This is a genomic window from Clostridium pacaense (assembly GCF_020709765.2).
GTDB classification, from domain to species: Bacteria; Bacillota; Clostridia; order Lachnospirales; family Lachnospiraceae; genus Enterocloster; species Enterocloster hominis.
In genome coordinates this window covers 1-13,359 of sequence record NZ_JAJFEB020000039.1, presented here as the reverse complement: position 1 = coordinate 13,359, position 13,359 = coordinate 1, and the positions used below count along the sequence as shown (strand labels likewise).

At 52.3% G+C, this 13,359-nt stretch carries 14 protein-coding genes and 1 tRNA gene; 5 read left to right on the top strand and 10 right to left on the bottom strand.

The genetic code is table 11. The features are described 5' to 3' along the window. Positions 1-297 precede the first annotated feature (297 nt). The 4 genes from LK536_RS58170 to LK536_RS58155 all read left to right on the top strand — a co-directional run bounded on the left by LK536_RS58170 (position 298) and on the right by LK536_RS58155 (position 3,370). On the top strand, positions 298-837 hold the full coding sequence (locus LK536_RS58170; protein WP_120058674.1) for a flavodoxin family protein: 540 nt from the start codon (positions 298-300) through the stop codon (positions 835-837). A 12-nt stretch (positions 838-849) separates the two neighbouring features. Further along, positions 850-1,722, top strand: a complete 873-nt coding sequence (locus LK536_RS58165; protein ID WP_227795582.1) for a DUF362 domain-containing protein — start codon at positions 850-852, stop codon at positions 1,720-1,722. A 97-nt stretch (positions 1,723-1,819) separates the two neighbouring features. Beyond that, the gene (locus tag LK536_RS58160) at positions 1,820-2,194 is read left to right on the top strand and encodes a MerR family transcriptional regulator (protein ID WP_008720863.1); all 375 of its coding nucleotides are present in this window, start codon (positions 1,820-1,822) and stop codon (positions 2,192-2,194) included. Between the two features lie 69 nt (positions 2,195-2,263). Further along, positions 2,264-3,370, top strand: a complete 1,107-nt coding sequence (locus LK536_RS58155; RefSeq protein ID WP_506092283.1) for a linear amide C-N hydrolase — start codon at positions 2,264-2,266, stop codon at positions 3,368-3,370. On the opposite strand, the gene LK536_RS58150 is transcribed toward LK536_RS58155, so the two are convergent. Genes LK536_RS58150 through LK536_RS58130 form a run of 5 tightly spaced genes read right to left on the bottom strand, consistent with a single transcriptional unit; the run spans position 3,371 to position 7,312 of the window. Beyond that, positions 3,371-4,690, bottom strand: coding sequence for an AMP-binding protein (locus LK536_RS58150; protein WP_227795583.1), 1,320 nt, complete (start codon positions 4,688-4,690; stop codon positions 3,371-3,373). Between the two features lie 31 nt (positions 4,691-4,721). After that, on the bottom strand, positions 4,722-4,865 hold the full coding sequence (locus LK536_RS58145; protein WP_227795584.1) for a hypothetical protein: 144 nt from the start codon (positions 4,863-4,865) through the stop codon (positions 4,722-4,724). Positions 4,866-4,897: 32 nt separating this feature from the next. Continuing rightward, complete coding sequence (locus LK536_RS58140; protein ID WP_227795585.1) at positions 4,898-6,031, bottom strand: thiolase family protein; 1,134 nt, start codon at positions 6,029-6,031, stop codon at positions 4,898-4,900. A gap of 8 nt (positions 6,032-6,039) precedes the next feature. After that, positions 6,040-6,597, bottom strand: a complete 558-nt coding sequence (locus LK536_RS58135; protein WP_025484999.1) for a biotin transporter BioY — start codon at positions 6,595-6,597, stop codon at positions 6,040-6,042. 13 nt (positions 6,598-6,610) lie between these two features. Then, a complete protein-coding gene (locus LK536_RS58130) occupies positions 6,611-7,312 on the bottom strand; it encodes a hotdog family protein (protein ID WP_227795586.1) in 702 nt (233 codons plus the stop codon). A gap of 217 nt (positions 7,313-7,529) precedes the next feature. Between LK536_RS58130 and LK536_RS58125 the strand changes: the two genes are divergently transcribed. After that, the gene (locus LK536_RS58125; RefSeq protein WP_008720852.1) at positions 7,530-8,477 is read left to right on the top strand and encodes a 3'-5' exonuclease; all 948 of its coding nucleotides are present in this window, start codon (positions 7,530-7,532) and stop codon (positions 8,475-8,477) included. A 463-nt stretch (positions 8,478-8,940) separates the two neighbouring features. On the opposite strand, the gene LK536_RS58120 is transcribed toward LK536_RS58125, so the two are convergent. The 5 genes from LK536_RS58120 to LK536_RS58100 all read right to left on the bottom strand — a co-directional run bounded on the left by LK536_RS58120 (position 8,941) and on the right by LK536_RS58100 (position 13,357). Then, the gene (locus LK536_RS58120) at positions 8,941-9,630 is read right to left on the bottom strand and encodes a response regulator (protein WP_008720849.1); all 690 of its coding nucleotides are present in this window, start codon (positions 9,628-9,630) and stop codon (positions 8,941-8,943) included. A gap of 3 nt (positions 9,631-9,633) precedes the next feature. Continuing rightward, complete coding sequence (locus LK536_RS58115) at positions 9,634-10,743, bottom strand: sensor histidine kinase (protein ID WP_008720846.1); 1,110 nt, start codon at positions 10,741-10,743, stop codon at positions 9,634-9,636. A gap of 85 nt (positions 10,744-10,828) precedes the next feature. Next, the gene (locus LK536_RS58110) at positions 10,829-12,403 is read right to left on the bottom strand and encodes a D-alanyl-D-alanine carboxypeptidase family protein (RefSeq protein WP_227795587.1); all 1,575 of its coding nucleotides are present in this window, start codon (positions 12,401-12,403) and stop codon (positions 10,829-10,831) included. 78 nt (positions 12,404-12,481) lie between these two features. Beyond that, the gene (locus tag LK536_RS58105; protein WP_008720842.1) at positions 12,482-13,177 is read right to left on the bottom strand and encodes a TIGR01906 family membrane protein; all 696 of its coding nucleotides are present in this window, start codon (positions 13,175-13,177) and stop codon (positions 12,482-12,484) included. A gap of 107 nt (positions 13,178-13,284) precedes the next feature. After that, a tRNA-Lys gene (locus LK536_RS58100) sits at positions 13,285-13,357 on the bottom strand. Positions 13,358-13,359 lie beyond the last annotated feature (2 nt).

Sequence of the window (13,359 nt, the reverse complement as noted above, 5' to 3'; positions counted from 1 at the left end):
GATGTAGATGCGCTGGCTTGTAGAAAGGTGTTTGTGATCATATCTTTTTTTCTTAGGCATAAATAATCCTCCTTGGATGGAGGAATCCACTTACCAGGATAATCATACCATGATAAGTGTAACACTAAAATCGTCAATCACGAATTTAGTTGGTGAAACACGAAATTAATATTACATTTTACGGGCAAAAATGAATTTAGTTGTTGACTTGGAGCCGACTCCAGGTAGTAGGCTATAGTTATGCAAAACAAAAACTTACAAAACAGGCTTTACCAACAGAAAGAAAGGAAGATCATAGTGGACAAAAAAGTTTTAATACTTTCAGGCAGCCCCAGAAGGAAGGGAAACTCGGATACGTTATGTGATGAGTTCATGAGAGGGGCCGTGGATGGCGGGAACGCGGCGGAAAAGGTGTTCCTGAAGGATTGTAAGATTCATTATTGTTTAGGCTGCGGTGTCTGTAACAGCACCCATAAGTGCGTCCAGAATGACGATATGGCATCCATCCTTGAGAAGATGGTAAATGCAGATGTGATTGTCATGGCAACGCCTGTGTATTTTTATACAATGGATGGGCAGATGAAGACGTTGATTGACCGCACGGTGCCGCGTTATGGGGAAATCAGGGACAAGGATTTTTATTTCATTGTAGCGGCAGCTGATACGCAGGCGTCCATGATGGAACGCACCATTGAAGGGTTCCGCGGGTTCACCCAGGATTGCCTGCCGGGGGCGCGTGAAAAAGGGATTATTTATGGAACAGGCGCCTGGCAGGTGGGAGATATCGAGAGCAGCCCGGCGATGAAGCAGGCATATGAGATGGGAAAACGGATATAGGAGGTATTTAACATGACAAAGGTATATATGACAGACAGTATTACCGCGGAAAGCCTGGTGCGTATCTATGAAGCAATGGGCGTAACACTGCCGGGCCGGGTGGCGGTTAAGATTTCGACAGGTGAACCTGGCGGGCATAATTTTTTACAGCCAGATTTGATTAAGGATCTGGTTAACAGGCTGAACGGCACAATTGTTGAATGTAACACGGCCTATGAAGGCCGCCGCAATACCACGCAGGCCCATTGGCAGACCATCCGCGACCATGGATTTGCGGCCATTGCCCCATGCGATATACTGGATGAGGACGGGGACATGGCAATTCCTGTGGAAGGCGGGTACCATCTTCGCGAGAATTATGTGGGAAGCCATTTGACGGATTATGATTCCATACTTATGCTGTCCCATTTTAAAGGGCATGCAATGGGAGGATTCGGAGGGGCATTAAAGAATATGTCCATCGGCCTTGCTTCTTCACGGGGCAAGGTGTGGATCCATACGTTTGCCACCAGTGAACGGTTTGAAGATGCTTTCACGGCAGACCATGATTCTTTTTTGGAGTCCATGGCCGATGCGGATAAATCAGTGATGGATTTTGTGGGACGCGGCAAGATTGTTTACATTAATGTGGCGAACCGGCTTTCTGTGGATTGCGACTGTGACGCCCATCCTCATGACCCGGAAATGGGCGATATCGGCATTTTCGCATCCACGGATCCTGTTTCACTGGACCAGGCGTGTGTGGATGCGGTATACAGTTCCCTGGATACAGGCAAGGCGGCGCTGATTGAAAGGATGGAATCACGCCATGGAATCCATACCGTGGAGGCGGCGCATGCCCTTGGGCTTGGAAGCCGCGATTATGAACTGGTAAAAATCGGTTAATTTCCGCGGACATTCATTGATATGTATTTATTTCCTTGCCTCCGTGGATGAATATGGTTACAATAAAATAAAAAGCAGATAATCAGGAGATGGTGATATGACAATCGCAGAAGTAAGCAGGGCCTATGATATATCCGCGGATACGCTGCGCTATTATGAACGCGTGGGCCTTCTGCCAAGCATTGGCCGTACCTCCGGCGGTATCCGCAATTATTCGGAGGAGGACTGCCGCTGGGTGGAATATATAAAATGTATGAGAAGCGCAGGGGTGTCCGTTGAGACGTTAGTGGAATATGTGGCCTTATTCTATCAGGGAAATGAGACTATTCAGGCAAGGAAGAACCTGCTTCTGGAACAGCGGGAACAGATTGCCGCCCGGATTGAGGAGCTTCAGGCTGTTCTGGCAAGGCTGGACTGGAAATTAGACGGGTATGAGGAACGGATGATTAAGTGTGAGGAGAATTTAAGGTAAGGCGTGTATTTGACATTTCCCGTACATGGTGTTATGATTTTAAGGATATTCTGCTGTAAAGCAGGGACTATGGACAAGGGGAAAATCATGACACAGACACGATGGAAAAAACGGCTGCTATGGGCGGCTGTCTGGGCGGCAGGCATTGTATTGGCCGCGGTCCTGGCAGGCGCCTTTCTGTTCAGACATGAGCTGAAGACACTTACAACGCTTGAGAAGATAGATGACAATGTGCTTTATACCATGAAGTATGACGGGGATTATGGTTTTGATGATTTCCTGCTCACAGGCGCCAGCACCGATGGGGAGCTGGTCAGGTTTGTGACGGACAGGCTGTTAAGGGGCCTGCCGCTGGAGTTTTCCATTCCGGATCTGGGCTGTTCCACGTTCAGCGCCTGGACTGAGGATGGGGACCGTATATTCGGCAGGAATTTTGACCTTACCTACTCGCCGGCCCTGGTGGTGGAGACGGCGCCGGACAACGGATACCGCTCCATATCCACGGTCAATCTTGCCTTCCTGGGGTTTGGGGAGGATAAGCTGCCGGATACATGGAAGCAGAAGCTTATCACACTGGCAGCGCCTTATGCGCCTCTGGACGGGATAAATGAAAAGGGACTGGCGGTGGCGGTGCTCCGCATTGCGGATGAGCCCACGGACCAGGATACGGGGAAGACGGATATTACCACGACCACGGCCATCCGGCTGATGCTTGATAAGGCGGCCACGGTGGACGAGGCGGTGAGCCTTCTGGAGCAGTACGACATGCATTCCTCCGCAGGAAGCTGCTACCATTTCCAGCTTGCAGACGCGGCAGGGGACAGCGCGGTGGTGGAATACATCGATAATGAATTTGTGGTCCTGAAGGCGGACGAGGGATATCAGATGGCGACCAATTTCCTGCTTTCGGATAAGAAATTCAATTTCGGAAACGGACAGGACAGGTATGAAATCCTGGAATCGTCCCTGAACCGCTGCGGCGGTGTCGTAAAGGATGAGCAGGCCGGTATGGATCTGCTGCAGGCAGCGTCAAAGGACTGGCATGTGTCGGAGACCTCCGGGCGGTTAAATGCGACCCAGTGGTCCATTGTCTTTAATTGCACCGACCTTACGGCAAAGGTGGTGACCGGACGTCAGTATGATAAGCCGGCCCATACATTCAGCTTAACACAATAATCACTCAGCAGCGGAAAGCAATGACAGGATTGGCTTTCCGCTGCTGTTTTTTGGAATTGAATCAAGGAACCGTATCCTGCGGGGCAGCTGGTAATATTCCAGGGTTTCCTGAAGCCTTCCCATCAGACGGCGGCTGAGGTCCGGGGAAGGTTTTGGGGCGTCCATGGAATGGAATGCTGGGTTGAGGACCACATAAGCGGTCAGTGAACCATGTTCCAGTACAACGGCGGCCTCGCTGATTTCATCCAGGTCAGTGAGGGCGTGTTCTACCAATGCGGCAGGGATTTTTCTACCGTGGATATTGTATACATTATCCCGGCGTCCCAGAAGATACAGGAACCCGTGGCTGTCCAGGTATCCTATGTCCCCGGCGCTTGCGGGAGTCCGTACCCCCAGGGCGCGGTAAGGGGTGTCAGCCATGATTTCCCCATCCTGTATGGTGATATGGACGCCGGGAAAAGGGCGGCCCACACAGGCGGGATTGCCGGTCATTTCATTGCCGCAGAGATATGACACATAGCTGAGTTCACTGGCGCCGTAATACAGGATACATCTGCTTTGTGGAAATGCCTGCTTCAGCCCATGCATATCCTTTAAATCCATGCTCTGGGAGCCGGTCAGGATGGCTTTTACGTAATCCGCAGGCCCGGGGGAGGTCCTGGACAGGAGGCGCAGCTTGGAGGGGATGAGATAGATGGCATTTGCCTGGTTCAGGGAAATGCTGCCGTTCCACGCAGGGGGATGGACCGCGGAACATGTGATAAGGGCAGCGCCCTCGGACAGCAGGGCCAGGTACATGTTCAGGTTTCCTGTAAATGCAAGGCTGCCGTGCACAAACATCCTGGTATTCCTGTCCACACCAAAGATGCTGTTCTGGACAGGGAAAAAGCCGTGCCAGCTTTCAAACGTACGGAACAGCAGCCTGGGATTCCCGGTGGTGCCTGAAGTCAGGACGCCCATACAGGCCCTGTCAGGAATGGATGAACCAGAAGGGATGGAGGGAGGATGTCTCATATCAGGGGGCAGGATGACCGGAATCCGCCCAATCTGTCCGCAGGCGAGGAAGCAGATAAGCTGTGTATAGACAGAAGGGGATTTAATCCATGCCAGCAGGGGAAGACCAGCCTGGTATGATACGGCTGCGGTTGCAGTGGACTGCTTTTTTGCTGTCCCATTCTTATCCGCTTTCTGATGGGATAGAAGTTCATCTGAACACCGTTGGGCATCCATGACCATTTCACCGTAGGTATATTGTCTGGAATCTTCAATAAGGGCTGTCCGGTGGGGTGGGACAGCCCGCAGCATTTCAAGATAATTCATGTGGTACTCCTTGTCCGTTCATTGCGTGATATCATGGGCGGTATTCAGGATTGCTGACCCGGGGCCAGCGTCCCAAATCAGCGTTCCAGGTCAGCGTCCCGGGCCAGCATCCCAGGTCAGCGTCCCGGGCCAGCGTCCCGGGCCAGCATCCCAGGTCAGCGTCCTGGGCCAGCATCCCAGGTCAGCATCCCGGGCCAGCGTCCCAAATCAGCGTTCCAGAAGCACCGCGGTGCCGATTCCCCCGGCAGCGGCCACGGAACAGATTCCTTTCCTGCTTTCAGTCAGTTCCATGGCCTTCATGAGATGCAGGAAAATAATTGCGCCGGATGCGCCATACGGGTGGCCATAGGCAAGGGCGCCTCCAAACATGTTATAGCGGCTGCATTTATCAGGATATGCCCTTTGAAAAAGTACATCAATGGCAGCAAACGCCTCATTGCATTCAACACAGCCGATATCGTCCATGGAGGTATGGGTTTGTTCCAGAAGCTGCCGTATGGACTCCACAGCAGATACAGGACTCATAAGAAGGTCGGCTCCCGTACTGAGGGCGCCGGTCAAACGGCAGCGTGGGGTCAGGCCGTGGTCCTTAAGATACCGTCCGGAGCAAAGAAGGAGGAAGGCGGCGCCGTCGTTCATGGTGCAGGCATTGGCTGCATTTAGATATCTGCCGTCCTTCAGGACAGGGGGAAGTTTATCAAGCAGCTTCTGGCTCATCCGCGGACGGATGCCCTCGTCCATCTCCAGGCCCCATACAGGGCATACCACATCCTTTAATACCCCGTCCTCACGGGCGCGCAGGGCCCTCTGGTGGCTTATCAGCGTCCATCTGTCCAGTTCTTCCTTAGAGATATGATGATGGCATATGGTGCGTTCAGCCCCCTGAAGCATTACATCCTCTTGCTGGGGGCCTGGTATGAACCTGGCAGTGGTGTAGGGGCGGGAATCCTCCGTACAATCAGGATGGTTCGGATGGTGCATACGCAGGGGCTGGGTGGATGTACTTTCAAATCCGCCTGCGATGACAAGACCGGACAGTCCGCTTTCAATCATGGCGGCAGCCGTGGTAATGGCGGCAAGGGAGGAAGCGCACTGCTGGTCAATGGTAAGGGACGGGATGGAAGAAGGCAGTCCGGCGTTAAGCGCCGCCAGGCGGGTGATGTTGCCTCCGCAGCCAACGCTGTTCCCGCCAATTATCATATCTGCCTTATCAAATGGATATCGCGCTGCCAGTTCCCTCAGCACGGCAGCGCCCAGCTGTTCCGCCGGGACATGCCGGTAGGCGTTGTTCCTTATTCCGATATAGCTCCGCAGTCCGCCTAATACATATACATTGTCCATGGCTTCTCCTATATGACGGATCTGGCCCTTGAAAGGCTTTCCTGGACAGGTTTTGCAATCAGGGCTGCAGCAGCGCATTTAAACAGGTCCAGCGGGATAAAGGGGAGAACGGCAACTGTAAATGTAGAAATCCAGTCCATGCCAGTCACGAACTTCATGTAGACGCTTCCCAGCAGATAGATGATTGGCATTCCTACGCACACAGTGACAAGGCAGTACCGCGCAAAACTATAGCGCTGCCCTTTCAGCCACGACATTAAGATAACAGCAATAAGCCATGCCATTATATATCCCCCGGTAGGGCCGAACAGTTTGCCTGGGCCGCCCACGCCGCCTGAGAAGACGGGAAGCCCGGTAAGTCCAAGGAGTATGTATACAATAATGGTAAATGCCGCCTGCCTGGGGGTCAGCAAAAGGGCAATCAGATTGACCACCAGGGTCTGGGCAGTCAGGCTGGCAGGGGAAAACGGAAGAGGGATTACAATATAGGCAGATACACAGATCAGGGCGGTGAGCAGCCCCATTTTTGTCAGTTCCATTGTATTGAATCTCGATTTTGTATTCATGATTACCTCCACATCATAAGTTGTTTGTCCGCAAAAGAAAATAAGTAAGCCCGCCGCATACCCCGGTGATTGTATTTTCAGAGCATACCAGCCGGATTGGCTGTCCTGTATATACCGGGTGGAAAAAACGGATATGGAATTCCTGGGGCAGATCATGACGGCCTGGTGCCGCATCCGCTCCCTGCGCCGCCTTACATTCCCAAAGGCCCTGTAAACTCTCCAGAATCCACAATCCCGGCACAACAGCTGTTTCTCCATAATGAATAGGGTTGGTATCGCCGGAATCCTTTAAGAACCGTTTTAAACCCTCTGAAGAGAATGTGAGCACATCGGGCCTGAAATGAGGCGCTCCAGATAAGAGGTATCCATGGGAGTCTTCAGCAGCAGCCCTTATGCCGTCCCCGGCCTCAAGCCTGTCCCGCAAAAGCCTGCATCCATGCCTGCCGGGAAATGCGCCGGCACACGCATTCCCCCGTGCATCCCCATCCGCGCAAGACGGACGGACCAATACCAGTTCCAGGCCCTGCACGACATTGTGTCCTTTGCCATATCCTTTGGTGGACAGTCTGGCAAAACCCTGCCGCATCCTTTGCGTCTGCGTCTCAAAGGACACAGGTTCCTGGCCATCATATTTCCCATAAAAAGCCTTTCCTATCACCCACCCATCAAACTGGCGCTGTCCATGGGCACATGCCGCATGTATCATCTGCATCATAATTGTCACCCTATTCATAAAATGTGGTTTACATTTTATTTATTATAGGGCCGCACCGCCTGTTTGTCAACTCAAAAACTTATATGGTTAACAATCCGCCCGCGGACCAGGAGGAAAGGACACCACACGGATGTATGAAGATAGCCCCTTTCCATATTCTTTTCGGTATGGTAAGATAGGAAGGTAAATCGAGATTATAGAGTGACAGGATGAAAATATGAATTACATTGTATTAGACCTTGAGTGGAATCAGAGTCCCAACGGAAAGGAAGACTCCGTAGAGCATCTTCCCTTTGAGATTATTGAGATAGGCGCGGTGATGCTGGACCATCAGTTCCGGGCCGCAGGGGAATTCCATAAACTGATAAAGCCCCAGGTATATAAAAAGATGCATTTTAAAATATCAGAAGTAACACATATGGACATGAAAAAGCTATGCCAGGAGGGGCAGCCCTTCAAGGCAGTGATGCAGGAATTCCTGGACTGGTGCGGGGAAGGGGATTTCCGTTTCTGCACATGGGGGTCCATGGATCTGACGGAGCTGCAGAGGAACATGATATACCACAAGATGGAGATACCATTTCCCCGTCCGCTTTTATATTATGACATCCAGAAGCTGTACTGTCTCCAGTACGGGGACGGCAAGAATAAGGTGTCCCTTGACCAGGCTGTGCAGCTACAGGGCATGGCGGAGGACCGGCCCTTCCACCGGGCATTGGACGATGCATATTACACCGGGAAAATCCTATCCGTGCTGGACATGGAGAAGTACGGTGTATACGTATCCGTAGACTATTATGGGCTGCCGGAGACAAAAGAAAACGAGTACAGGCTGTTTTTCCCCGAATACACGAAATTCGTATCCAGGGAATTCAACTCCAGGGAAGACATCATGAAAGACAAGAATATCACAGACATGGTATGTCTGAAATGCAGGCGCATGCTCCGCAAGAAAATCCGCTGGTTCCCCTACAGCCAAAGATTCTACTTCTGCCTGGCCGTCTGTCCCGAACACGGATATGTCAAAGGAAAGATCCGCGTCAAAAAATCAGAAGACGACAGATACTACGTAATCAAGACCACCAAAATGGCCGGAGAAGAAGATGTGGAACTTCTCACACAGCGCAAAGAAGACGGCCGCAAACGCCGCAACGCCAAACACTAAGCAACCCCCATTAGCTATTAATCTTAGCTATCAATCTTAGCTATTAATCTTAGCTATCAATTTTAACTATCAATCTTCCATCCATTGATATTTCACAGGCAGCGCCCGGAAGCCACAGCAACCTCTTCACAACCTTAGCAGGAGGCAGGGGCGGGAGGCGGGCGGGGGTGGGATTCCTTGTGGAGGAAGCCCGGTCTGCTTACTCAAAAAGGCGGCAAAAACAGGGTCGAGCGAGGGCTTCCAAGCCCGAGCGCAGAGCGCCCACGGACGAAAAATCATCAAGATTTCTTCGGGAGTTGGCGCGGTGCCCTGTTTTTGCCGTCTTTTTGAGTTAGCAGGCCAGGCTTCCGGAACCAGGAATCCCACCCCCGTCCGCCTCCCGCCCCTGTCTCCTGGAACAAAACAAGGCAGAGGTTGCGTACCTCCCCGCAATCCCCTGCCTCGTCAAATCCAATTTTCCCCCTTACTCCTCCCTCATCCTATACCCAACCCCAATCTCCGTAAAAATATACTTTGGCTCGGCTGGGTTCTCTTCCAGTTTCCTGCGTATATGCGCCATGTTCACGCGGAGTATCTGGTTATCGCTGTCCGCAAATGGCCCCCATATCTTGGAAATGATGGTTTCATAGGTCAGCACCCTGCCTGCGTTCTGGGCCAGCAGGGATACCAGCTTGTATTCAATCTGCGTCAGATGCACTTCCTGGTCGTTCACCTTGACAAGACGGCGCTCGAAGTCAATCAGCAGGCCGCCCACGTCGTATTTGGAGTTTTCGCTGACATTGCGCTGGCTGTGGCGCAGGGCCGTGCGGATGCGGGCCAGAAGCTCCGCTGTGCCGAACGGCTTGGTAAGGTAATCGTCAGCGCCCATGTCCAGGGCAGCCACCTTGCTGCGCTCCATGGTCCTGGCGGAAATCACGATGATGGGCACAGAGCTGTAGGCCCTGACCTCCTGTATGATCTCCAGGCCGTCCATGTCGGGAAGGCCCAGGTCCAGCAGGACCACATCCGGTTTGTGGGTGTTGATCAGTTTCAGTCCATCCGTACCCGTATATGCACAGGTCACCTGATAGTTCTGCGGGGTCAGGACTGTTTCTATGAAATTGCAGATGTTCTTTTCGTCCTCAATGATGATAATACTGGCTCTTGTGTTCATAAGCTAATATTCCCTCCAATCTGGTAAGGTAAAAGTAAATAGGGCGCCTTTTTCGTAATTGCTGGCCTCTATGTGGCCGCCGTGGGCATTTATGATGGTTTTACAGAGCGTAAGGCCGATTCCCATCCCCTTGTGGCTGTCACCGGTCTGGTTGCCGGAGACGCCTCCGCCGTCAAACAGGGTGTCTAACAGTTCCGGCCGGATGCCGTTGCCATAGTCACGGATGGTGATGGACGCATAGGGACCGTCCGCTGCCGCCAGCAGGTCAATGGGTCCATGGCTTCCGGAATGGAAGTATGCATTTTCCAGAAGATTGTTGATGACCTGCTCGATGAGGGTGGGGTCCATGGGGACCATGATAAAGCTTTCCGGTATGGAGACGTGGACGTGGACATCCGGAAACCGTTTGCGGAACCGCTCCACGGCTGAGGAAATGACCTCCTCCAGGGATTCCTCTGTCTTAATTACAGTGGCCACGCCGCGCTCGTCCTGGATCCTGGTAACGGACAGCAGGTTCTCCACCATGGTGAGAAGCCACTGGGCATCTTCTTCTATGTTCTGTACCAGCTTACGCTTTTCTTCGGCGGTCATGGAACCTTCCTGGTTCAGATAGGTGGAACTGGAACCGATGATCGTGGTAAGCGGGGTGCGCAGGTCATGGGACATGGCGCGCATGAGGTTGGCCTTCATGGTCTCCTTTTCCGCATTCAGCAGCATACGGTCCTTTTCCTGGAGCTGTACGTTCTGCTTGGTAATCATGATGCATATACTGCTGGCAAGGCAGGAAATCAGCATCATGCCCACAAATGTAATCGGATATCCTGACATGGTAAAATTAAGGGTCATATAAGGATAGGTAAATGCAAAATTCACCCAGAAGACCCCGAACAGCGATGCAAGTATGCCGGCTCCGTAACAGCTTGTTGCACGGGCAATCAGGATGATGGCCAGGGTGTAAATGATGGAAATATTGGTTACATTTGTGCTGAAATAAAAAAACACGGTAGAGACTAAAGTGGCTGCGGCCATATACTCTATGGTAATAGGAAGATTCCTAACCAGGTTCATGACAGCAGCCTTCAGGTCACTCTTTTCCTTATGGAAGATTTTCATTGCACACTCCCCTGCAAACTGCGGTTCCTTTTAAAGTAGGCGTTACAGATAACCCCCTACATTATAACCTATGGGTATGGCAAGTTCAACGGAAAATAGATTTTTTGCGCCGGCTTCTTCTGGTTTTGCGTGTGGATGGGGATGATACCCTGCGCTCAGCCAGAAGCCGGTCAAACTCAGAGGAGGAATAGCCGATGTCCTCCAGACGCTCAAGCCTCCGCTGCCGCCGTAACAGAAGGTCGGCCTCTTCCTTGCGCTTTACATGTATTTTCACGGCGGCCACGATTGCTATGATGACGCACAGGGAAAAGACGATTCCCAGTATGGTCAGCGTGTTGGCTGGTATGCGTATACTGGAGGCAGTGCCTTCCTTGGTGGTGATGTCCTGGCGTGTGGGCGCTGCCGGGGCCTGGTCCCGGGAGGCCGGATTGGCAGCCGGGGAAGGATTACCAGCCCCGTCCTGTGACGGCGTGTGGGCGCCGTCCGGAACCGGTCCGCCAATCCCGCCTGCGTCCGCCGGTGTGGCGGTCCGGGCATCAGACCTGATTCCGGCGGAACAGAGGTATACGAAGCCAACAGGGCGTTCATTGTAAGTATAGCGGATGCAGGCCACTGCGTCCGAAGGACTCTGGCTGTCCAGGTCATAGGTGAGGGTGGACTTAACATCCGCAAAATCCCCGGATTTGGGAATCACCACCCGCCCGTTCTTGTCCAGTTCCAGGGAAATGCTGTCCCGGGCCGTCATGCCCGCGATGGTCATGTCATTTTCCACGGACCTGTACTGGGTCTCATAGTCCACTGCCTTTAAAGACTGGAAGTTGCGGAAGGCGAAGTCAAACATGGCCTTTGTGTCAGAATAGTGTGACTGGTGTCCGTTAAGGACCACTGCAATCAGCGTCATACCGTCTTTTTTGGCGCAGGTCACAAGGGTGTTGCCGGCCAGGGACGTATAGCCTGTCTTGCCTGCGAATGCGCCTGGATAGTAGACGGATTCATTCTTGTTAAGCATCTTGTGGTGGTTGGCCACGTACCCGCCATCCGGCGTCCGCTTGGTGGGGGCCAGTTTATAGCTGCGGGTGCCGTTGATGGCCAGGAATTCAGGATTCTTGATGGCCTCCCTGGCAATCAGGGCCATGTCATGGGCCGTGGTATAATGGTTTTCATCATTAAGGCCGCTGGGGTTGGCAAAATGGCTTCCGGTACAGCCAAGACTTGCCGCCTTTTCGTTCATCAGCTTTGCAAATTCCTCCCGGGAGCCGCTTACATGGCAGGCCAGGGCATTGGCGCTTTCATTGGCAGAAGCCAGCATGAGGGCGTAGAGACAGTCCCGGACCGTCAGCACGTCGCCTTCGTCAATGCCCGCGCTGCTGCTGCCGGCTTCTACGTTATACACGTCATCGTGGGAAAAAGATACCATTTCATCCAAGTCACATCGTTCCAGCACAATCAAGGCAGTCAGTATCTTGGTGATACTGGCCGGATAATACTGCTGGTCCATATTCTTTCCGTATAGTACGGTTCCCGTGTCCGCGTCCATGACAATACCGCCGTCCGCCTGAATGGAAACATCGGAGGGCCACTCCGGCGCAGCCAGCGCACGTATGGTAAAAACACCCATGGACAGACAGAGACAGAGGAACAGTGAGAATAATCGCTTCATCCAACAATCTCCAATCATATAAATAGCCTATTGTACAGTATAAAAGATTTCTGGATTTAAGTAAAGGCTGGATGGGGATTAAGCGGCTTTTTTCTGGTTTTTTATGGTAAGGAACAGGCATATACCGAAGAGGATCAGGGATAATGAGCCGAAGAGAAGGGCAATACGGGCGGCCGTGTCCATGAAAAATCCTTCCGGGACAATGTTGATCAGCATATCCGTGGACGGGTCTAAGATCCACAGGTCATTAGTAAAGAAAATATGGTGGAACATGATGAAATACCTGGAAAAGTCCGTGGATATGATAAGCCCCAGGGCCGTTATAAGGCCAAAGAACAGGCCTGTGCCCATGCAGAGGGAAGGAGGCAGGACCTTCCTCATCCGCGCCTTTGTGGCTGCCATGAATGCCAGGAGCAGGACCGTGAGTACGAGGCAGACCGTGCGGATGGACATGGCCTTCAGGAAAAGCACCTGCACGTCTTCCATATGGGCGATTTCCCGCTCATTGAAGAACTCCCGCTGCTGTCCGCCCATGGTGGTTTCCACGTGCAGGTCTTCCCGGTCCCCGCGCAGGTAATCCATCATCTCGTCCGTCACATGGAGAAGGTCGTCCATGGTCATGGCCGGAAGGCTGTCCAGCACGTTGTATTTGGTGTATTCTTTTTCAAAATATCCAGGTGTCCAGTAGACCACTGCCTCCACAGAAGTGATGAACAGGACAATCATGATGCAGAATGCGGCCGCAATCCCGGCAAGTCTGTGTAAATATTTCATAAGGCCTCCTAATTAAAATAAAATTTGTCTGTGACAGGAAAACTTGTCCGTAACAAAGAAAAGCCCGACCCCGCAGCTTCATGTATCTGCAAAGTCAGACCTTTTAGTGCGCCTTCAGGGACTCGAACCCTGGACAAATAGATTAAGAGTCTACTGCTCTACCAACTGAGCTAAAGGCGCAT